The 20,483-nt window shown below is 60.5% G+C and carries 16 protein-coding genes; 10 read left to right on the forward strand and 6 right to left on the reverse strand.

Translation table 11 applies throughout. The annotated features are described in order from the left end of the window. Positions 1–48: 48 nt before the first annotated feature. Complete coding sequence (locus IB245_RS28420) at positions 49–591, reverse strand: hypothetical protein (protein WP_192496321.1); 543 nt, start codon at positions 589–591, stop codon at positions 49–51. A gap of 236 nt (positions 592–827) precedes the next feature. Here IB245_RS28420 and IB245_RS28425 point away from each other — a divergent pair, with 236 nt between their 5' ends. The 8 genes from IB245_RS28425 to IB245_RS28460 all read left to right on the forward strand — a co-directional run bounded on the left by IB245_RS28425 (position 828) and on the right by IB245_RS28460 (position 12,474). Further along, positions 828–2,696: an extracellular solute-binding protein gene (locus IB245_RS28425; RefSeq protein ID WP_192496306.1), complete on the forward strand. Its 1,869-nt coding sequence runs from the start codon at positions 828–830 to the stop codon at positions 2,694–2,696. Further along, positions 2,696–3,757, forward strand: coding sequence for a microcin C ABC transporter permease YejB (locus tag IB245_RS28430; protein WP_008029533.1), 1,062 nt, complete (start codon positions 2,696–2,698; stop codon positions 3,755–3,757). The genes IB245_RS28425 and IB245_RS28430 overlap by 1 nt, the downstream gene beginning before the upstream one ends. Further along, positions 3,757–4,779, forward strand: coding sequence for an ABC transporter permease (locus tag IB245_RS28435; protein WP_008037110.1), 1,023 nt, complete (start codon positions 3,757–3,759; stop codon positions 4,777–4,779). Before IB245_RS28430 ends, IB245_RS28435 begins: the two co-directional genes overlap by 1 nt. Before the next feature lie 14 nt (positions 4,780–4,793). Continuing rightward, positions 4,794–6,374 (forward strand): ABC transporter ATP-binding protein, encoded by a 1,581-nt coding sequence (locus IB245_RS28440; RefSeq protein ID WP_192496307.1) that lies wholly within the window; start codon positions 4,794–4,796, stop codon positions 6,372–6,374. Between the two features lie 119 nt (positions 6,375–6,493). Beyond that, positions 6,494–7,909, forward strand: coding sequence for a sigma-54 interaction domain-containing protein (locus IB245_RS28445; protein WP_192496308.1), 1,416 nt, complete (start codon positions 6,494–6,496; stop codon positions 7,907–7,909). Positions 7,910–8,206: 297 nt separating this feature from the next. Then, complete coding sequence (locus IB245_RS28450; protein ID WP_008037115.1) at positions 8,207–9,598, forward strand: GntP family permease; 1,392 nt, start codon at positions 8,207–8,209, stop codon at positions 9,596–9,598. A 7-nt stretch (positions 9,599–9,605) separates the two neighbouring features. Then, entirely contained in the window at positions 9,606–10,379 is a 774-nt protein-coding gene (hbdH, locus tag IB245_RS28455) for a 3-hydroxybutyrate dehydrogenase (protein ID WP_008033792.1), read from the forward strand. Between the two features lie 139 nt (positions 10,380–10,518). After that, positions 10,519–12,474, forward strand: a complete 1,956-nt coding sequence (locus tag IB245_RS28460) for an acetoacetate--CoA ligase (RefSeq protein WP_192496309.1) — start codon at positions 10,519–10,521, stop codon at positions 12,472–12,474. A 114-nt stretch (positions 12,475–12,588) separates the two neighbouring features. Here the strand turns inward: IB245_RS28460 and IB245_RS28465 are convergent, their stop codons facing one another. Beyond that, positions 12,589–13,698, reverse strand: a complete 1,110-nt coding sequence (locus tag IB245_RS28465; protein ID WP_192496320.1) for a PilT/PilU family type 4a pilus ATPase — start codon at positions 13,696–13,698, stop codon at positions 12,589–12,591. A gap of 119 nt (positions 13,699–13,817) precedes the next feature. Between IB245_RS28465 and IB245_RS28470 the strand changes: the two genes are divergently transcribed. Further along, a complete protein-coding gene (locus tag IB245_RS28470; protein ID WP_192496310.1) occupies positions 13,818–16,355 on the forward strand; it encodes a PAS domain-containing protein in 2,538 nt (845 codons plus the stop codon). A gap of 65 nt (positions 16,356–16,420) precedes the next feature. Next, complete coding sequence (locus tag IB245_RS28475; protein WP_007898282.1) at positions 16,421–16,696, forward strand: peptidylprolyl isomerase; 276 nt, start codon at positions 16,421–16,423, stop codon at positions 16,694–16,696. A 139-nt stretch (positions 16,697–16,835) separates the two neighbouring features. Here IB245_RS28475 and IB245_RS28480 read toward each other — a convergent pair whose 3' ends face one another. From IB245_RS28480 to IB245_RS28495, 4 genes are all read right to left on the reverse strand, one after another. Next, positions 16,836–17,768 (reverse strand): sugar kinase, encoded by a 933-nt coding sequence (locus tag IB245_RS28480; RefSeq protein WP_192496311.1) that lies wholly within the window; start codon positions 17,766–17,768, stop codon positions 16,836–16,838. A gap of 157 nt (positions 17,769–17,925) precedes the next feature. After that, the gene (locus IB245_RS28485; RefSeq protein WP_192496312.1) at positions 17,926–19,143 is read right to left on the reverse strand and encodes an amino acid deaminase; all 1,218 of its coding nucleotides are present in this window, start codon (positions 19,141–19,143) and stop codon (positions 17,926–17,928) included. A gap of 41 nt (positions 19,144–19,184) precedes the next feature. Then, a complete protein-coding gene (locus IB245_RS28490; RefSeq protein WP_008033782.1) occupies positions 19,185–19,949 on the reverse strand; it encodes an IclR family transcriptional regulator in 765 nt (254 codons plus the stop codon). Positions 19,950–20,093: 144 nt separating this feature from the next. After that, on the reverse strand, positions 20,094–20,483 hold the full coding sequence (locus tag IB245_RS28495) for a RidA family protein (RefSeq protein WP_008033044.1): 390 nt from the start codon (positions 20,481–20,483) through the stop codon (positions 20,094–20,096).

Below are 20,483 nucleotides of genomic sequence, written 5' to 3' on the forward strand. Positions count from 1 at the left end.
CGATATAAGCCATTTTTTGATGCATCGCTACAACTGGATTCGGCCTCATCAATTCAACGATGGGTTGGCACCAGCGCGGGCCGAGGAAAAACTTAACGTCGTGTCCGGGATTAGTTGACCACTACAAATAGCTGCCGGATCGACTTCCGGGCTCGTCGACCACCCCTCTCTACCCGCCTCTGCAAACGACGTCTTGTCCTTATAATTAGTCGCATGCCAATAACTGAAGCCAGGCTTGAAAGGTATGACGCCCTCCGGGCTTTCGTTATTGATCTCGGGATGAACGCCAAACAGAACGCTAAACTTTCGATATTTTACGAGGGCTTCATACTTAATACTATCCACGACAACTTCCACCCTGCCCGCGTCTATTTCCTTTCCGCTGAGCCCCGCTTTGAAAAGCAATCTGGTTTCAGCTGTATCACCCCCTCCCTCAAAAACACCTCTAATCCAGACGAAATAATACTGCCTGACTTTGGGGCTTTCCCAAAGATCAATAACAACCGTTAACTGGTGACGCACATCAACACCAAACAAGACATCCCCATGAGCTTCCTTAATTCGAGCAACGGGACCTGATATAAATTCCATGACCTGACTCCTTCATCAAAATCATTCAAACGATGTACAGCCGTGACTACCGATGAAGTCACCCCGCCTTATCAGGCTCCAGCGCCTCAACCCTGTCTACTGTCACAATTGACAGGTGTGCACCACCCAGTACGTTCCGTCTCCCCTCACCACAGTCCAATGTGGTTTACTGGCCGATAATCTCGCAGCCTCACCTACCACGACCCGTCATCGAGACTTACGCCCCAAGGCCGACAATGCGCTTGTTTTTTTCTTCACTGTTGTGCATGACCCTGACTGTGTTGTCAGGTGTTTCAACCGCAACCGCCGCGCCTCAACACGCGCTGACCGTCTACGGCGAACCGCCCAAGTACCCGGCCGGCTTCAGTCATTTTGCCTACACCAATCCGCAAGCCCCCAAGGGCGGCACGATGCGTCGCTCGGCGATCGAGATCGGGCATTTCGACCATGTCCTGCCTTATATAGACAAAGGCATCGGCGTGACGCAGATCGACGGCTTGATCTATTCGCCGCTGGCCCAGCGCTCGCAGGACGAGCCTTACACCGTGTACGGTCTGGTGGCGCAGAAGATGGAGCGTTCGGATGACGGGTTATCGCTGCGTTTCTACCTCAACCCCAAGGCTCGCTACGCCGACGGCAAGCCGATCACCGCCGAAGACGTGCGCTACACCTTCAACCTGCTGATGACCCAGGGCAGCCTGCGTTATCGCACCCAGTTCGCCGACGTCAAAGGCGTCGAGGTGGAATCCCCGTTGACGGTGCGTTTCGATTTCAAAAGCAACGAAAACCGCACCCTGCCCCTCGACATCGCAACCTTGCCGGTGTTTCCCGAGCACTGGTGGAAAACCCGCGATTTCGCCAGCGGTGGTGGTTACGAGCCGCCACTGGGCAGCGGCCCGTACAGGGTGGGCAAGGTCGACTCCGGGCGCAGCATCACCTTCGAACGCAATCCGGACTGGTGGGGCAAGGACCTGCCGGTCAGCCGCGGGCTGTACAACTTCGATCACTTCAGCATCGAGTACTTCGGTGATACCGATGTGGCGCGTCAAGTGCTGCGCGGTGGCGCCTACGACTACAACCGCGAATTCTCCGCCACCGCCTACTCCATCGGTTACGAAAGCCCGGCCCTCAGCGACGGTCGCCTGCAAAAGGCGCACCTGGCCAGAGAAGCGCCGCAATCGGCCCAGGGCTTTGTGTTCAATCTGCAGAATCCGATGTTCCAGGACCGCCGCGTCCGCCAGGCACTGGTGATGCTGTGGGATTTCGAATGGAGCAACCGGCAGATGATGCGCGATATGTATATCCGCCAGCAGAGTTTCTTCTCCAACTCCGCCCTCGCCGCCCGCAGCCTGCCGGATGCCGCCGAACTGGCGATTCTCGAACCGCTGCGCGGGCAGATCCCCGACGAGGTGTTCACCAAAGTCTTCGAAGCGCCGAAAACCGACGGCAGCGGCGTGATCCGTGACAAACAACTGCAAGCGCTGGATTTGCTCGAACAGGCCGGCTGGAAACCCGATGGCGATCAATTGGTGAATGCCGAGGGCCAGCCGCTGAGTTTTACCTTCCTGGTCAGTCAGAACGGCATGGACCGTTTGCTGTTGCCTTACAAGCGCACGCTGAAGCAGATCGGCATCGACCTGAACATCCGCCGCATCGACTCCTCCCAATACGTCAATCGCCTGATGTCCCGGGATTACGACATGATCGTCACCGGCTACCCGGTCACCACGTCGCCGGGCAACGAGTTGAATAACTATTTTGGTTCGGCAGCGGCCAACGATCCGGGCTCCAACAACTACATGGTGTTGAAGAACCCGGCGGTTGATACGCTGGTCAACGGTCTGGTCCGCGCCACCACCCAGGCCGACATGTTGCACTACGCCCATGCCCTCGACCGGGTACTGCAATGGAACTATTACTGGATTCCCAACTACTACCCGCCGGGCAGCTCGACCGTGTGGTGGAACCGTTTCGGCATTCCCAGCGTGCAAGCAGCCAATGACGAAGCCATCGAGAGTTGGTGGGAAGTGAGCACCACGCCGCTGACCAACCAACAGATGACCGCCGAACTGATCAAGCGTGGCAAACCCGGAGGGCCGCACTGATGTGGGCTTATATTCTGCGGCGCCTGCTGCTGATCATTCCGACCCTGGTGATCATTCTGCTGGTCAACTTCGTCATCGTTCAGGCCGCACCGGGCGGTCCGGTCGAACAAGCGATCGCGCACTTGCAAGGTATCGGCGGCGCCAGCGTCGGCGGCGGTTCCGGCGAGGTCATGAGCGGCAGTTCGCGAGCCAGTCGCGGCCTCGACCCGCAACTGATCAAGGAGATCGAAAAGCAATACGGCTTCGACAAACCGGCCCATGAGCGCCTGTGGCTGATGCTCACCAGTTACGCGCGACTGGACTTCGGCAAAAGCTTTTTCCGCGGCGCCACGGTCACCGACCTGATCCTCGAAAAAATGCCGGTGACCATTTCCCTCGGGCTCTGGGCCACGCTGATCACCTATCTGGTGTCGATCCCGCTGGGCATTCGCAAAGCCGTGCACCACGGCAGCCAATTCGATATCTGGAGCAGCACCGCGATCATCATTGGCTACGCGATGCCGGCGTTCCTGTTTGCGATGTTCCTGATCGTGGTGTTCGCCGGCGGCACATCGCTGAACTGGTTTCCGGTGCGCGGCCTGGTCTCGGACAATTTCGATTCCCTGTCCACCGTGGGCAAGATCGCCGACTATTTCTGGCACCTGGTATTGCCGGTCACGGCGCTGGTCATCGGTGGGTTTGCCACATTGACCATCCTGACCAAAAACTCCTTCCTCAATGAAATCACCCGCCAGTACGTGGTCACGGCGCGCGCCAAAGGCATGAGCGAACGTCGCGTGCTGTACGGCCACGTGTTCCGCAACGCCATGCTGCTGGTGGTGTCGGGCATTCCCCAGGCGTTCATCAGCGTATTTTTCGCCGGCTCGTTGCTGATCGAGGTGATCTTCTCCCTCGATGGCCTGGGCCGCATGAGTTATGAAGCCGCGGTGTCGCGGGATTATCCGGTGGTGTTCGGTTCGCTGTTCATCTTCACGCTGTTTGGCCTGCTGATAAAACTCGTCGGCGACCTGTGCTACACGCTGGTCGACCCGCGTATCGACTTCGCCGCGAGGAATGCCTGATGTTCAAGCTTTCGCCGTTGGCGCGCCGTCGTTTCGACCGATTCAAGAAAAACCGCCGTGGCTGGTGGTCGCTGTGGCTATTTGTCGGCCTGTTTTTGCTGACCCTCGGTGGCGAGCTGATCGCCAACGACAAACCGCTGGTGGTCAGTTATCAGGGCTCGTTGTACTTCCCGGCGTTCAAGCGCTACACCGAGCAGGCGTTCGGCGGGCAACTGCCGTTCCAGGCGGATTACCGCAGTGACTATGTACAGAAGCTGATCAAAAAGGACGGCGGCTGGCTGCTGTTTCCGCCGATCCCGTTCAGCGACGACACGCCTAACTACGACCTGAACAAACCGGCACCAAGTCCACCGTCGAATGTGAATTGGCTGGGCACCGACGACCAGGCTCGCGACGTGCTGGCACGGGTGATTTTCGGCGCGCGAGTGTCGATTCTGTTTGCGCTGATGCTGACCTTTGTCAGCGCACTGATCGGCATCGCCGCCGGCGCGCTGCAAGGCTATTACGGCGGCTGGGTCGACCTGATCGGCCAGCGTTTGCAGGAGGTCTGGTCGGGTCTGCCAGTGCTGTACCTGCTGATCATTCTGTCGGGGTTTGTCGAGCCGAATTTCTGGTGGCTGCTGGGGATCATGGCGTTGTTTTCCTGGCTGGCACTGGTGGACGTGGTGCGTGCCGAGTTCCTGCGCGGGCGCAACCTCGAATACGTCAAGGCTGCGCGGGCACTGGGCCTGACCGACCGCAAAGTCATCGTGCGGCACATCTTGCCCAACGCGATGAACGCGACGCTGAGCTACCTGCCTTTCATTTTGACCGGGGCCATTTCGACGCTCACCGCGCTGGACTTCCTCGGTTTCGGCATGCCGGCCGGCAGTGCCTCTCTGGGCGAGTTGATCGGTCAGGGCAAGCAAAACCTGCAAGCGCCGTGGCTGGGGCTGACTGCGTTTTTCACCCTGGCGCTGATCCTGTCTTTACTGGTGTTTATCGGCGAGGCGTTGCGAGATGCCTTTGACCCTCGATCCTGACGCGGACTGTTGATATGAGTAACAACCTGATCGAAATCCGTGACCTCTGCGTGGCCTTCAGCGGCCAGACCGTGGTGCGCAACCTGTGTCTGGACATCCGCCCCGGTGAATGCCTGGCGCTGGTGGGTGAGTCGGGTTCCGGCAAATCGGTGACCGCGCACTCGATCCTGCAACTGCTGCCCGAGACCGGCACCGAAACCAGCGGCAGCGTCCGCTATCGCGGCAAGGAGTTGCTCGGCGCTTCGTCCTGGGTTTTGCGGGAGTTGCGGGGCAACCGCATCGCCATGATCTTCCAGGAGCCGATGACCTCGCTCAATCCGCTGCACAGCATTGAAAAGCAGATCGGTGAAACCCTGCTGCTGCACAAGGGCCTGACTGGCAAAGCTGCGCAGGAGCGGATTCTGGAGCTGCTGCACCTCGTGGGCATACAGAAACCCAAAGAGCGGCTCAAGGCGTATCCGCATCAACTGTCCGGCGGCCAGCGGCAACGGGTGATGATCGCCATGGCGCTGGCCTGCGAGCCGGAGTTGCTGATCGCCGACGAGCCCACTACTGCGCTCGACGTTACGGTGCAGCGCAAGATCCTGATCCTGCTCAAGTCCCTGCAACAGCGGCTCGGCATGTCATTGCTGCTGATCAGCCATGACCTCAATCTGGTGCGCAGCATCGCTCAGCGTGTGTGCGTGATGAAGGCCGGGGAAATCGTCGAACAGGCGCCGTGCGAAACGCTGTTCACCGAGCCGAAACATCCCTACAGCTGCGTACTGTTGAACGCCGAACCGGAAGGCCAGGCGCTGCCCCGTGACGAGCGCGAGAACGTTCTGGAAGTGGACAATCTTTGCGTGCGCTTCCCCCTCGGTGGCGGGCTGTTTCAGCGCAAAACGTACTTGCATGCCGTGGACGGCATCAGCCTGAATGTCCAGCGTGGCAAGACATTGGGCATTGTGGGTGAGTCCGGCTCGGGCAAGTCGACACTGGGTCAGGCGATCCTGCGCCTGCTCGACTCCGAAGGCAGCATTCGCTTTCAGGGCCAGGCGCTGGACGGCCTGACGCAAAAGCAACTGCGACCATGGCGCAAGAAAATGCAGGTGGTGTTCCAGGACCCTTTCGGCAGCCTCAGCCCACGGATGTCCGTGGCACAAATCATCAGTGAAGGCCTGGAAGTGCATAGCCAGTTGACGGCGGACGAATGCAAGGCCGAAGTGATTCGGGCCCTGCAGGAAGTCGGCCTCGACCCGCAAAGCCGTCATCGCTACCCCCACGAGTTCTCCGGCGGCCAACGCCAACGTATCGCCATCGCCAGGGCGCTGGTGCTGAAACCGGCGCTGATCCTGCTGGACGAACCGACCTCGGCGCTGGACCGCACCGTGCAGAAACAAGTGGTCGCGCTGCTGCGCCAGCTTCAGGAAAAACACGGCCTGACGTACCTGTTTATCAGCCACGACCTGGCGGTGGTGCGCGCCCTCGCCCACGACATGATCGTGATCAAGGACGGCAAAGTGGTGGAAAGCGGCGCCAGCCACGACGTGTTTGATTCACCGCAGCATCCGTACACCAAAGAGCTGTTGGCGGCGGCGCATCTGCAACAGGCATAAAATTGCGTCGCTGCCTTCGCGGGCAAGCCTCGCTCCTACAGGTGAACGCGATCCCCTGTAGGAGCGAGGCTTGCCCGCGAAGAGGCCCGCACAGACACACACATTCTGGACATGACCCCATGAACACCACCGAAAGCCTCAAGGATTACCAGCGCGTTCGTCTGTTGGCGATCCGTTCGCTGTTCGAGATCATCGAGCAGTCCAGTGAAGGCACGGTGATTGTCGACCGCGACGCGAACATCGTCTGGATGAACGAACGTTATGCCCGACGCTTCGGTCTGGATTCGGCGCAAGTGGCCATCGGCAAGGCCTGCGAAAGTGTGATCCCCGGCAGCCTGCTGCGGGAAGTGGTGCGCACCGGCCGACCGATTCTGCTCGACATGCAGGACACACCCAAGGAACCGTTGGTGGTGATGCGCCTGCCGATCCATGACGACGCCGGCGTGGTGATCGGCGCCATCGGTTTCGCGTTGTTCGATGAGTTGCGCAGCCTGTCGCCGATGCTCAAACGCTACATGAGCATGCAGGAAGAACTGGCCTCCACCCGCTCGCTGCTGCGGGCGCGGCAGACCAAGTACAACTTCGCGCATTTTATCGGCACCAGCGCGGCCAGCCTCGAAGTCAAACGCCGCGCCCGACGCAGTGCCAGTGCTGACTCTCCGGTTTTGCTGCTCGGCGAAACCGGCACCGGCAAAGAACTGCTGGCGCAGGCGATTCATGGCGCATCACCCCGTGCGCACAAGGCTTTCGTCAGCATCAACAGCGCAGCGATTCCCGAGGCGCTGCTCGAGGCCGAATTCTTCGGCACCGCCCCCGGCGCGTTTACCGGCGCCGATCGCAAGGGACGCGTCGGCAAGTTGCAGATTGCTCAGGGCGGCACGCTGTTTCTCGATGAAATCGGCGACATGCCACTGCCGCTGCAAAGCAAGCTGCTGCGGGTGCTGCAGGAAAAGGAATTCGAACCGGTCGGGTCCAACGAAGTGATTCAGAGCGATGTGCGGGTGATCGCCGCGACCTCCACCGACCTTGAAGCGGCGATCAAACGCGGCGAGTTTCGCGCCGACTTGTATTACCGCCTCAATGTGCTGCCGATCCAGGTGCCGCCGCTGCGTGATCGTCTCGATGATTTGCCGGCACTCAGTGAAGCCATCCTTGAGGAGTTGCGCAGTCAGCACGAGCTGAACCGTGAGGCGCTGGAGCTTCTGGCCCGACACGCCTGGCCGGGGAACATTCGCGAGTTGCGCAACGTGCTGGAACGGGCGGCATTGCTCAGTGACGATCTGATGCTGAACGCGACCGATATCCGCGCGGCGATTGGTACGTTTACGCCGGTGGAGCGTGTGGCGCCTTTAAAGGTTGAGTCGGTGGCACACGAGACGTTCAGTGAGGCGCGTGAACGGTTTGACCGGCAGTTGATCGAATCGGCCCTCGCGCAATGCGGGGGGAAAGTGATTGAGGCGGCGGCGCGGCTGGGGCTTGGGCGGTCGACGTTGTACAAGAAGATGGTGGCGTTGGGGATTGCAGAGTCTCTATAACGAGACATTAATCTCTATTTACAGACATATTTTTGGAGCGCTTTGCGCTCATCGCCAGCAAGCCGGCTCCTACAGGGTTTTCGGTGTTGATGCGATCTTCTGTAGGAGCCGGCTTGCTGGCGATGACGGCCTCCAAACCACAAAAAATCTCAAAACAGAGACAAATACGCTCATCCTCCTCTGAAAAAACAATAAATATCCTTATATTTCAATATGTTGCCACCTTGGCACAAATCTCGCTAAAGCCCTCCCTCACACCGTTTCACCCCACAAAAATAACAATCCAGGAGACACACCATGAGTGTGATCATTGCCTTGGCAGCCCTCGCGCTGCTGATGCTCGCGGCCTACCGTGGCTACAGCGTTATCCTCTTTGCCCCGATTGCCGCCCTCGGCGCCGTCCTGCTCACCGACCCTTCCGCCGTCGCCCCTGCTTTTACCGGGGTGTTCATGGAGAAAATGGTCGGCTTCATCAAACTGTATTTCCCGGTGTTCCTGCTTGGCGCCGTGTTCGGCAAGCTGATCGAGTTATCGGGTTTTTCGCGCTCCATCGTTGCGGCGGCGATTCGCCTGCTCGGCACCCGTCAGGCGATGCTGGTGATCGTGCTGGTTTGCGCCCTGCTCACTTACGGCGGCGTGTCGCTGTTTGTGGTGGTGTTTGCGGTCTATCCGTTCGCGGCCGAGATGTTCCGCCAGAGCAATATTCCCAAGCGCCTGATCCCGGCGACCATCGCCCTCGGCGCCTTCTCGTTCACCATGGACGCCCTGCCCGGCACTCCGCAAATCCAGAACATCATCCCCAGCACCTTCTTCAACACCACCGCGTGGGCGGCGCCGTGGCTGGGTTTGATCGGCGCAATCTTCGTGGTCTGCGCCGGCATGGCGTTTCTGCAGCGCCAGCGCAACAAGGCTCAGATTTCGGGTGAAGGCTACGGCACCGACCTGCGCAACGAACCAGAAACCGCCGCCGATATCAAACTGCCGAATCCATGGATCGCGCTGTCGCCGCTGTTGGCCGTCGGCATCATGAACCTGTTGTTTACCCAGTGGATTCCCCAGTGGTACGGCAAGACCCACAGCCTCGCGCTGCCAGGCATGGCCGCACCGGTAACCACCGATGTCGCCAAACTCACTGCGATCTGGGCGGTTCAGGCTGCCTTGCTGGTCGGCATCATCATGGTGTTGGTGTTCGGCTTCCAGGCGATTCGCGGCAAGTTGGCTGAAGGCAGCAGAAGTGCAGTCAGCGGTTCATTGCTGGCAGCGATGAACACGGCGTCTGAATACGGTTTTGGCGCGGTGATCGCGTCCTTGCCAGGCTTTCTGGTGCTGGCCGACTGGCTCAAAAGCATTCCCAACCCGCTGGTCAACGAAGCGATCACCGTGACCTTGCTGGCCGGCATCACCGGCTCTGCATCGGGCGGCATGAGCATTGCGCTGGCGGCCATGGCCAATGACTTCATCGCTGCGGCCCATGCGGCGAACATTCCCCTGGAAGTGCTGCACCGCGTCGCCGCGATGGCCAGTGGCGGCATGGACACCCTGCCGCATAACGGCGCGGTCATCACCTTGCTGGCGGTGACCGGCCTGACCCACCGCGAAGCCTACAAAGACATTTTCTGTATTACGCTGATCAAGACCCTGGCGGTTTTTGTGGTGATCGGTACTTTCTACGCCACTGGCATTGTGTGAGGTATTCATGACGACTCTTTCAGGCAAGACCGCACTGGTCACCGGTTCCACCAGCGGCATCGGCCTGGGCATCGCCCTCAGCCTGGCCAAGGCCGGCGCCAACCTGATTCTCAACGGTTTCGGCGATGCCTCCACAGTGATTGCCGAGGTTGAACAGTTCGGCGGCAAGGTCGGTCATCACCCCGCCGATGTCAGCGACCCGGCGCAGATTGCCGACATGATCGCCTACGCCGAGCGCGAGTTCGGCGGCGTGGACATTCTGGTCAACAACGCCGGCATTCAGCACGTGGCGTCGGTGGAAGATTTCCCCGTGGAGCGCTGGGATTCGATCATTGCGATCAACCTGTCGTCGGTGTTTCACAGCACCCGTTTGAGCTTGCCGGGCATGCGTGCCAAGGGTTGGGGACGGGTTATCAATATCGCTTCGGTGCATGGCCAGGTCGGTTCGGTGGGCAAGGCGGCGTACGTCGCGGCCAAGCACGGGGTGATCGGTTTGACCAAGGTGGTCGGCCTGGAAACCGCCACGACCAACGTCACCTGCAACGCAATCTGCCCAGGCTGGGTGTTGACGCCGTTGGTGCAGAAGCAGATTGACGACCGCATCGCCAAAGGGGTTGATCCGCAGCAGGCGCAGCACGATTTGCTGGCCGAGAAGCAGCCGTCGCTGGAGTTCGTTACGCCGCCTCAGCTGGGTGAACTGGTGTTGTTTTTGTGCAGTGAGGCCGGTAGCCAAGTGCGGGGCGCGGCGTGGAATATAGATGGTGGGTGGTTGGCGCAGTGATTGGGCGATAGACCGCGTTATCGTTCTTCGCGGGCAAGCCTCGCTCCTACAGGTCATGCGTCGTTCATGAAAACACCGATAACCTGTAGGAGCGAGGCTTGCCCGCGAATGGATCTGAAGATAAAAGAAGAGGCAAAAAATGTCCGACATCCTCTGGCAACCTGACGCCAAACGCATCGCCAAGACCCGCATGGATGCCTTCCGGCGCTCCATCAATCAGCGCCACCACCTCGACATTGCCGACTACGCCGCCCTGCACCAATGGTCCATCGATCAACGGGTCGATTTCTGGCAAGCCATCGTCGATTTCTTCGACATCCGTTTCCATACGCAACCGGACGCCGTGCTGATCGAAGGCGATCATATGCCCAGCGCCCAGTGGTTTCCCGGCGCCACCCTGAACTTTGCCGAACACTTGCTGCGCCGTCGTGACGATGCCGTCGCCGTGATTGCGATTGGCGAAAACGGCCAGCGCGAACAACTGACCTGGGCCGAACTGGCCGAGCATGTTGCCGGTTTTCAAAACAGCTTGATCGCCGTCGGTGTCGGCCTTGGCGACCGCGTCGCCGCGTGCATGCCGAACACCTGGCAAACCCTGGTCGCCATGCTCGCCACCACCAGCCTCGGGGCGATCTGGTCCTGTTCGTCGCCGGACTTCGGCACCCAGGGCGTCATCGACCGCTTCGGCCAGATCGAACCAAAAGTGCTGATCACCTGCGCCGGTTACCGTTATGCCGGCAAAGACATCGACCAGCGCGCCAAGGTCAACGAAATCCTTGAACGCCTGCCGTCGCTGCAACAGCTGATCGTGGTGCCTTACGCACGACCCCAGGCGCACATCAAAGACTTCCGCACCCACGCGGGCGTGACGCTTTGGGATGCGTTCTACGAACCGGGCGGCGAGCCGGACTTTGTTGCCGTGCCTTTCGCCCATCCGCTGTACATCCTCTATTCCAGCGGCACCACCGGCGTGCCCAAATGCATCATCCACAGCACCGGCGGCGTGCTGTTGCAGCACGTCAAGGAACACGGCCTGCATTGCGACCTCGGGCCCGGCGACCGCTTGTTTTACTACACCACTTGCGGCTGGATGATGTGGAACTGGCTGGTGTCAGCCCTGGCCGTCGGCAGCGCCGTGGTGCTGTACGACGGCTCGCCATTTCATCCCGGCCCGGAGCGCTTGATCGACCTGATCGACGACGAGCGCATCAGCGTGTTCGGCACCAGTCCCAAGTACCTTGCGACCCTGGAAAGCAACGGCGTGAAGCCTCGGCAAAGCCATGATCTCGGCACGCTGAAAACCTTGTTGTGCACCGGTTCTGCGCTATCGCCGCAAAGCTACGACTACGTCTACCGTGACCTCAAGGCCGACCTGTGCCTGGCGTCGATGTCCGGTGGCACCGACATCGTTTCGTGCTTCGTGAACGGCAATCCATTGCTGGCGGTGCGTCGCGGCGAAATCCAGGGCAAGAGCCTGGGGATGGCGGTCGAAGTCTGGAACGATGCCGGCCGTGCGGTCATTGGCGAAAAAGGTGAACTGGTCTGCACCCGACACTTCCCGGCCATGCCCGTCGGCCTGTGGAACGACCCGACCGGGGAAAAGCTGCGCGCGTCTTATTTCAGCCTGTTCCCCGGTGTCTGGGCCCAGGGCGACTACGCCGAACAATTGGCTCACGGCGCGATGATGATTCACGGGCGTTCGGACGCGGTGCTCAACCCCGGTGGCGTGCGCATCGGCACGGCGGAAATTTACCGTCAGGTGGAGAAAGTCCCGCAAATCACCGACAGCGTGGCCATCGGTCAGCAATGGCAAGACGACGTGCGGGTGGTGCTGTTCGTGCGGCTGGTCGAGGGCGTCGAACTGGACGAGGCGCTGCAACAGCAGATTCGCCAGGTCATTCGCGCCAACACCACGCCACGGCACGTACCGGCGAAGATTGTCGCGGTGACGGACATTCCGCGCACCATCAGCGGCAAAGTGGTCGAGTTGGCGGTGAGGAACGTGGTGCATGGCCAGCCGGTGAAAAACACCGACGCGCTGGCCAATCCCGAAGCGCTGGAGCAATTTCGGGATCGGCCGGAACTCCAGGACTGATGAAGATCAACTGTGGGAGCGGGCTTGCTCGCGAATGCGATACGTCAGTCGACATCACTAGTGACTGATACACCGCATTCGCGAGCAAGCCCGCTCCCACATTTTTCATCCGTGTCAGTCCATCAGGCCCCATTCGCCGGGTTGTGCGTTGGGTCCCGGTGAGGCGTCGGCATGCAGCTTGAGCCGCAGGCGCAAATTGTTCAGCGAGTCCGCATGCTTCAAGGCCTCTTCTTCGCCGATAGCGCCTTCGATCACCAATGCGTACAGCGCGCAATCGAACGTCTGCATACCCTGTTCGGTCGACTTTTCCATGATCCCTTTGAGCTCGTCGAATTCATTGCGCCGTATCAGGTCGCCAATGGTCGGCGATCCCAGCATCACTTCTACCGCCGCCCTGCGTTGACCGTCACGAGTGCGCACCAGACGCTGGGAAACGAACGCTTTAAGGTTGTTGCCCAGGTCATGCAGCAGCTGCATCCGCCGTTCTTGCGGGAAGAAATTGATAATGCGATCCAGCGCCTGATGGGCGTTGTGAGCATGCAAGGTGGAAATCACCAAATGCCCGGTGTCGGCAAACGCCAGCGCATGCTCCATGGTCTCGCGGTCGCGAATCTCACCGATCAGCACCACGTCGGGTGCCTGGCGCAGGGTGTTTTTCAGCGCGGTATGAAAACTGCGGGTATCGACGCCGACCTCGCGCTGATTGATGATCGATTTTTTGTGCCGGTGGATGTACTCGATAGGGTCTTCGATGGTGACGATATGCCCGCTGCTGTGGCGGTTGCGGTAATCGATCAACGCCGCCAGCGAGGTCGACTTGCCTGAGTCGGTGGCGCCGACGAACAGCATCAGCCCTTGTTTGAGCATCACCGTTTCCAGCAGCACAGGTGGCAACTTGAGATCTTCGTAACGCGGAATGTCGAGCTTGATGTTGCGCACCACGATCGACACATCGTTGCGTTGCTTGAAAATATTGACCCGAAAGCGCCCGACACCCGCCAACGAGATCGCCAGGTTCATCTCCAGTTCCCGATCGAACTCCAGTCGCTGTTCGGCGTCCATGATGGACGCGGCAATCGCGGCGATTTCCCCCGGTTTGAACGGCTGGTCGGCCAAGGGTTTGAGTACACCGTCAAACCGGGCGCAAGGTGGCGCACCGGTGGACAGGTACAAATCGGAACCCTCCTGGCTGGACAGGGTCTTTAACAGCGCATCGATTTCCATGGCAAAAAACACCCGCGAAGCATTCAATGAACAGAAATGACCCGAAAAATCGGTCATTCAGCGTCTACCGCCCTAGGATAGTAGACGCCGTCACCCCGACCGACGTGCAGGACACCTTGATGAACGCAGTACCCACCGGCAGCGATGCCCAGGCCTTGATTGCCAGACTGGACTGGACGTGCACCCCGCTCGGCGCCGCCAGTGACTGGCCGCAGAGCCTGCGCACAGCGGTGGACATCGTGATTCACTCACCGATGCCGATGCTGTTGCTGTGGGGGCCGCAGCTTACGCAGATCTATAACGACGGCTTCGCGCTGCTGGCCGGCAGCAAGCATCCGCACGCTTTCGGACAACCGACGCACCAGATCTGGCCAGAACTCAAAGACTTTACTGACCCGATTTACAGCGCCGTCCTACAAGGCCAGGTGCGGACTTACAGCGAACAACGCTTCACCCTGCAACGCGACGGGAATGATTCCGACTTCTGGCTGGATTTGACCTACAGCCCGATCCGCGATGAACACGCCGACGTCGCCGGGATTCTGGTCACAGCCATCGAAACCAACGAACGCCGACGCATCGCCCTCGAACTGGAGCAGCGCTCGGCCGCCAGCCTGAAGGCTCAGCGCGAGACCGAGGAACGCCTGCAACTGGCGCTGGCCGCCACTGACGCCGTCGGCACCTGGGACTGGGACATCGGCGAAGACCGCTTCATTGCCGACGCGCACTTCGCCCAATTGCACGGCATCGACCCGCTACTCGCCAGTCAGTTGCCCATTAGTGATTATCTCGAAGCCGTGCATCCGGAAGACCGCTCGATGGTCACCCGCGGCATCAAGCAGTGCATCACCCAGGGCAGCGAATACGCCGAGGAATATCGCCTGCTGCAACCCGACGGTCAGTTGCGCTGGGTGTTTGCCCGCGGCCGTTGTTACAAGGACCACCATGGCCGGCCGATCCGTTTCCTCGGCGCCGCGCTGGACCTGACCGAACGAAAACACACCGAACAGGCCTTGCGCCAGAGTCAGACCGAGCTGCAACTGATCATCAACGCCATGCCGATCCTGATCAGTTACGTCGACAGCGAGGAACGCTTTCGCCTGAACAACGCGGCGTACCTCGACTGGTACGGCCTGACGCCCCAAGAGCTTTACGGTCGGACCATTCGTGAGGTGCTGGGTGAAGAAGCCTACGCCTTGCGCGCCGAATACATCGCCGAAGCACTGGCGGGCAGGACCTGCTGTTTCAGCATCAGCACGCCGCATCGTGATGGCAGCACCCGACAAGCCTTGATGAATTACCTGCCCCGCCACGGGCCGGATGGCGCGGTGAACGGTTTCTATATTTTTGTGATCGACGAAACCGAGCGCAAACAGACCGAAGAAGCCTTGCGCAACCTCAACGAAACCCTTGAGGAACGTGTCGCCGCCCGTACCCAGCAATTGGCCGAAGCGAACCAGCGCCTGCAAAACGAAATGTTCGAGCGCGAACGTGCCGAAGATGCCCTGCGCCATGCGCAAAAAATGGAAGCGGTCGGCCAGCTCACCGGCGGTATCGCCCATGACTTCAACAACATGCTCACCGGGATCATCGGCAGCCTCGACCTGATGCAGCGCTACATCGCCGATGGGCGTACCGCCGAGATCGGCCGTTTCACCGAAGCGGCGGTGTCGTCAGCCAACCGCGCAGCCGCCCTGACCCACCGCCTGCTCGCTTTCTCCCGGCGCCAGTCGCTGGACCGCAAGCCGCTGAACGCCAACGAACTGATTCATTCTCTGGAAGATTTGCTCAGCCGCACCAAGGGCGACCACATCGAGCTGAAACTGCAACTGGCCGATGAAGCCTGGCCAGTCAGCACCGACGTCAGCCAACTGGAAAACGCCCTGCTCAACCTGGTGATCAATGCGCGGGATGCCATGCCCGATGGCGGCGAGTTGCGTATCGAAACCGCCAATGTCTATCTGGACAGCAGTGACATCAACATTCTGGAGCCCGTCAAGGCCGGGGATTACCTGATGATCGCCGTCAGTGACAACGGCACCGGCATGACCCCGAAAGTGTTGGCCAAGGCGTTCGATCCATTCTTCACCACCAAACCTATCGGCCAGGGCACGGGGCTGGGTTTGTCGATGATCTACGGTTTTGCCCAGCAGTCGGGCGGCCACGTGAGCCTGTTCAGCCTGCCGGGCCAGGGCACCAGCGTGCGCCTGTTCTTGCCGCGCTTGCACGAGATGGAGCCGCAAGATGTGCTGACGCCGGTCATCGGCGAGGCCCCCTCGGCGATAGCCGGGGAAACCGTGGTGTTGGTGGAAGATGATCCGGCGGTGCGCATGCTGGTGTTCGATCTGCTCAAGGAGCTGGGTTATCACGCCCATGAGGCCGAAGATGCGAAGACCGCCCTGCCCCTGCTCGAATCCGGTCTGCGGGTCGATCTGCTGGTGACCGATGTCGGGCTGCCGGGCATGAACGGTCGGCAATTGGCAGAAATCGCCCGTCAGCACCGTCCGGAGCTCAAAGTGCTGTTCATGACCGGTTACGCGGAAATGGCCGCCGAGCGTCAAAGCTTCCTTGAGGAAGGCATGGACATGGTGGCCAAACCGTTTTCGGTTGACCTGCTGGCCAACAAGATTCGCACGATGATCGGCCAACCCGAGTGAGTTGAGGCATAATCGCGCGCCCCGATCCACCCACATAGCCACTACCGTTGCAAGGTACTCGCCCCATGAAAGCTCAAGCCCGCCACATTCTGGTGAAAACCTCGGAAGAAGCCGAGCAGCTCAAACAACGCATCGCCAAGGGCGAAGCCTTCGATGTGCTGGCCAAGAAGTATTCCACCTGCCCGTCCGGCAAACGCGGCGGTGATCTCGGTGAAGTACGGCCAGGGCAGATGGTCGGTGTGATTGATGCGGTGATTTTCAAGAAGCCGTTGCGGGTGGTGCATGGGCCGATCAAGAGCAAGTTTGGCTATCACCTGGTGCAGGTGTTTTATCGGGATTGATGGGTTGGCTTGAGGGCCCCATCGTCGGAACGCCGCCCGGAGCCGGCTCACTCCCACATTGGATTTGCGGCGTACACAGATCCATTGTGGGAGCGAGCCTGCTCGCGATCCGACTGCGCAGCAGCCGGCCATTCACCACCTACCGCGGAATCAACGCCCCCGGCACCTGAATCACCCGACTCGCCAACCGATGCCCCGCCTCGGCCGCCTCCACCGGGCTCCCCCCTTTGAGCCGACTGGCCAGGTACGCCGCACTGAACGAATCCCCCGCCGCCGTGGTGTCCACCACGCGCTCGACCTTCTGCGCCGGCACCTCGAACGACTCGCCCTCACAACGAATCAGACAGGCCTCGGCACCACGCTTGAGCACCACTTCCGGAATACCCACTTGCTCGTACGCGGCGAACACCGCCTCGCAATCGGAAAAATGAAACAACGCCTGTTCGTCGTCGACAGTCAGCAACGCCAGATCCACATACGGCAACACGCTGCGATACGCCGCCCGAGCGTCCTCGATCGACGCCCACAAACGTGGCCGGTAGTTGTTGTCGAACACAATCCGCGCATCCCGCTGCCGTGCTTCGATCAGGGTTTCCAGCAACTTCTCCCGACCTTGCACACCGAGCACCGCCAGGGTGATGCCGCTGAAATACAGCACGTCGTAATCCGGCAGCGCCGCGAGGATCGGCGCGGCGGCTGGCGTGGTAAAGCAATCGCGGACGGCGGCTTCGTTACGCCAGTACAAAAAGCGACGTTCGCCGGCGGCGTCGGTCTGGATGCAGTACAAACCGGGCAAGCGACCGGGCAGGCGCTGGACCATGTCCAGGCCGATGTTTTCGGCGGCCCAGCTTTGGCACATGGCATCGCTGAAACTGTCATCGCCCAGGGCGGTGACGTAATCAACGCTGCCGCCTTCGCCCAGTTTCCGGGACAGGTAGACCGCCGTGTTCAAGGTATCGCCGCCGAAGCTCTGTTGCAGACTGCCGTCGGCGCGGTGTTGCAACTCGATCATGCATTCGCCGATCAGGGCGATGCGCGGGATGTTGGGGCCGAGTGTGTTGATGGTGTTCATTGTTGTGGTGTCTCTGGTGGTTCGGTGGTGTCTGGTCGGGCGCCTTCGCGGGCAAGCCTCGCTCCTACAGGTTTTGTGTCATTCGCAAATGATGATTACGGCACAAATCCTGTAGGAGCGAGGCTTGCCCGCGAAGGCCGCACCTCGGTCTGGAACCCTAGAAACAGGTTTCCATGGTTTCGATGACATTCAACTGCTCATCCACCAGACACCCCGTGCGCCACTTGTCGAACGTCAGGCACGGGTGTGAAGTGCCGAACGAAATGATATCGCCCACCCGCAGCTCAATCCCCGGCGCCACGGTCATGAACGCGTGCTGATCCATCACCGCCGTCACCTTGCAGGCACTGACGTCGTCGCCCGTTGCCGGCACCACACCAGCCTTGTAACGCAGCAACGGCACCGGCAGCCCGGCGTCGTAGGCCACGTCGCGTTTGCCCAGGGCAATCACCGCAAAACCTGGCTCCGGCAACGACTGCACATGCGCCCAGACTTCCAGCGCCGGGCGCAGGCCTTCGTGCAGATCGCTACGACGGTCGAGCACGCAGCATTGCGCCTCTTTATAGATGCCATGGTCGTGGGCCACGTAGCTGCCAGGGCGCAACACGCTGAGGAAACGTCCGCCAGCGTTCTGCGCTTCGAAGGACTCGGCGATCAGGTCGTACCAGGCCGAACCCGACGCGGTGATGATCGGCTTGGCAATGGCGAACGCGCCGCTGTCCTGCAACTGCACCGCCAGACGCACCAGCGACGCGGCGAATGCGCGAATGCCGGTGACCGCATGATCACCATGAATCACGCCTTCATAACCTTCGATACCGGTCAGTGCCAACGCGGGTTGTGCGTTGATGGCCTTGGCCAGGGCGATCACTTCCTCTTCGGTCCGGCAACCGCAACGACCACCCACCACGCCGTACTCGATCATCACGTTCAGGCGCACACCGCGCGAGGCGAAATACGCGCCGAGGTCAGCGACGTTGTCCGGGTGATCGACCATGCAATGGAAATCGAACGTCGGGTCCGCCAACAAATCGGCGATCAGCGCCATGTTCGGCGTCCCCACCAGTTGGTTGGCCATCAGCACCCGACGTACACCATGCGCGTACGCCGCGCGGGTTTGCGTGGCGCTGGCCAGGGTAATGCCCCAGGCGCCGGCGTCCAGTTGGCGGCGAAACAAGGCCGGGGTCATGCTGGTTTTGCCGTGAGGCGCGAGTTCGGCGCCGCTGTTGCTGACGAACGCCTGCATCCAGCGAATGTTGTGTTCCAGCGCCTCGCGATGCAGCACCAGCGCCGGCAGGCTGACGTCGCGCACCAGATGGGCACCGGCCTGGGCAAAGCCCTTTTCCACGGCAGCAGTATTTTGGGCAGAAGACATGGTCGAACTCCTCACATTTTCGCGGCCGCGAACAGCCGCTGTTATTCGTTAATGCGACGGGCCAGGCGGTTGGCGTTGTCGATCAACACCCGGCGATAGTCGTTGTAATGCGTCTTGGCATCGGCCCGTGGGGCGACGATGCACAGGGTCGCAATGGCCACGCCGTTCGGGTCTTTGACCGGGGCGGCGAAGCAATGGGTAAAAGTGTCGGCGACGCTGTCGAAGGAGAAAAACCCGTCGATACCGGCCTGACGGATTTCACCGAGAAACTGCTCCAGCGGCAGGCGTTCACCGTTAGGCAGGATGAAGTCGTCGTGATCGATCAGGTCGATGATTTCCTGGTCGCTCAGGTGCGCCAGCAACAGGCGCCCGGACGCAGTCCAGGGGATCGGCGCGTTTTCGCCGATGTCCGAGGAAATGCGGAAATGCCGCTCGCCCTCTTTCATCAATGCCACCGTGTATTTGCGCCCGTTGAGCAGGCACATCTGCGCGGTTTCATGGGTCTGGCTGACGATCTCCTGCAGGGCGTGATCGGCCTCGCGGGTCAGGTCGAAATGACGCAAATGCGCCTGCCCGAGGAAGTACAGCTGACGGCCGAGGTAGACGTGACCGTCCTTGCCCACGGGCTCCAGAATCCGCCGTTCGAGCAAGGACGCCACCAGTTCGTAGACTGTGGATTTCGGGCTGCCGATGCCACTGGCAATTTCATTCGGACGCAGGGGCTGGCCGATTTCCTTGAGGAAATCGAGGATATCGAACGCCCGGTCCAGACCGCGAGCCCGGCGCTTGATGGTGTCTTCGGTCATGTCAGTGTTTCCCAATCAAAGTGCCGGGAGTTTACCCAGAGTGCCGTGTCGACCGTTAGGCCGCCTTCGCGGGCAAGCCTCGCTCCTACAGATCACCTCGACCTGTAGGAGCGAGGCTTGCCCGCGAAGAATTCACCGCAAATCTCAGGCCTTTTTCTTGTACGCGATGCAGTCGATCTCAACCTTGCAATCAACCATCATGTTCGCCTGCACGCAGGCCCGGGCCGGTGCGTGTTCGGGTTTGAAGTACTCGGAGAAGACCTTGTTGAAACTGGTGAAATCCCGCGGATCTTCCAGCCACACCCCGGCGCGCACCACGTCTTCGAGGCCATAACCGGCCTCTTCGAGAATCGCGATCAGGTTCTTCATGGTCTGGTGAGTCTGCTCGACGATGCCGCCAACAATGATCTCGCCATCCAACGCCGGCACCTGGCCAGAAACGTGCAGCCAGCCGTCGGCTTCAACGGCGCGGGCGAAAGGACGAGGCGTACCGCCAGCGGCGCTGCTGCCGGTGCCGTAACGAGTAATGCTCAT

Origin of the sequence: Pseudomonas sp. PDM02 (assembly GCF_014852285.1) — a bacterium.
Lineage (GTDB): Bacteria > Pseudomonadota > Gammaproteobacteria > Pseudomonadales > Pseudomonadaceae > Aquipseudomonas > Aquipseudomonas migulae.

What these genes read in the sequence shown, in the direction of transcription:
- IB245_RS28460 (WP_192496309.1), top strand. Translation starts at nt 10,519, where the DNA reads ATGTCCGACATCCTCTGGCAACCTGACGCCAAACGCATCGCCAAGACC.
- IB245_RS28470 (WP_192496310.1), top strand. Translation starts at nt 13,818, where the DNA reads ATGAACGCAGTACCCACCGGCAGCGATGCCCAGGCCTTGATTGCCAGA.
- IB245_RS28425 (WP_192496306.1), top strand. Translation starts at nt 828, where the DNA reads ATGCGCTTGTTTTTTTCTTCACTGTTGTGCATGACCCTGACTGTGTTG.
- IB245_RS28440 (WP_192496307.1), top strand. Translation starts at nt 4,794, where the DNA reads ATGAGTAACAACCTGATCGAAATCCGTGACCTCTGCGTGGCCTTCAGC.
- IB245_RS28435 (WP_008037110.1), top strand. Translation starts at nt 3,757, where the DNA reads ATGTTCAAGCTTTCGCCGTTGGCGCGCCGTCGTTTCGACCGATTCAAG.
- IB245_RS28495 (WP_008033044.1), bottom strand. Translation starts at nt 20,483, where the DNA reads ATGAGCATTACTCGTTACGGCACCGGCAGCAGCGCCGCTGGCGGTACG.
- IB245_RS28430 (WP_008029533.1), top strand. Translation starts at nt 2,696, where the DNA reads ATGTGGGCTTATATTCTGCGGCGCCTGCTGCTGATCATTCCGACCCTG.
- IB245_RS28445 (WP_192496308.1), top strand. Translation starts at nt 6,494, where the DNA reads ATGAACACCACCGAAAGCCTCAAGGATTACCAGCGCGTTCGTCTGTTG.
- IB245_RS28420 (WP_192496321.1), bottom strand. Translation starts at nt 591, where the DNA reads ATGGAATTTATATCAGGTCCCGTTGCTCGAATTAAGGAAGCTCATGGG.
- IB245_RS28475 (WP_007898282.1), top strand. Translation starts at nt 16,421, where the DNA reads ATGAAAGCTCAAGCCCGCCACATTCTGGTGAAAACCTCGGAAGAAGCC.
- IB245_RS28485 (WP_192496312.1), bottom strand. Translation starts at nt 19,143, where the DNA reads ATGTCTTCTGCCCAAAATACTGCTGCCGTGGAAAAGGGCTTTGCCCAG.
- IB245_RS28490 (WP_008033782.1), bottom strand. Translation starts at nt 19,949, where the DNA reads ATGACCGAAGACACCATCAAGCGCCGGGCTCGCGGTCTGGACCGGGCG.
- IB245_RS28480 (WP_192496311.1), bottom strand. Translation starts at nt 17,768, where the DNA reads ATGAACACCATCAACACACTCGGCCCCAACATCCCGCGCATCGCCCTG.
- IB245_RS28465 (WP_192496320.1), bottom strand. Translation starts at nt 13,698, where the DNA reads ATGGAAATCGATGCGCTGTTAAAGACCCTGTCCAGCCAGGAGGGTTCC.
- hbdH (WP_008033792.1), top strand. Translation starts at nt 9,606, where the DNA reads ATGACGACTCTTTCAGGCAAGACCGCACTGGTCACCGGTTCCACCAGC.
- IB245_RS28450 (WP_008037115.1), top strand. Translation starts at nt 8,207, where the DNA reads ATGAGTGTGATCATTGCCTTGGCAGCCCTCGCGCTGCTGATGCTCGCG.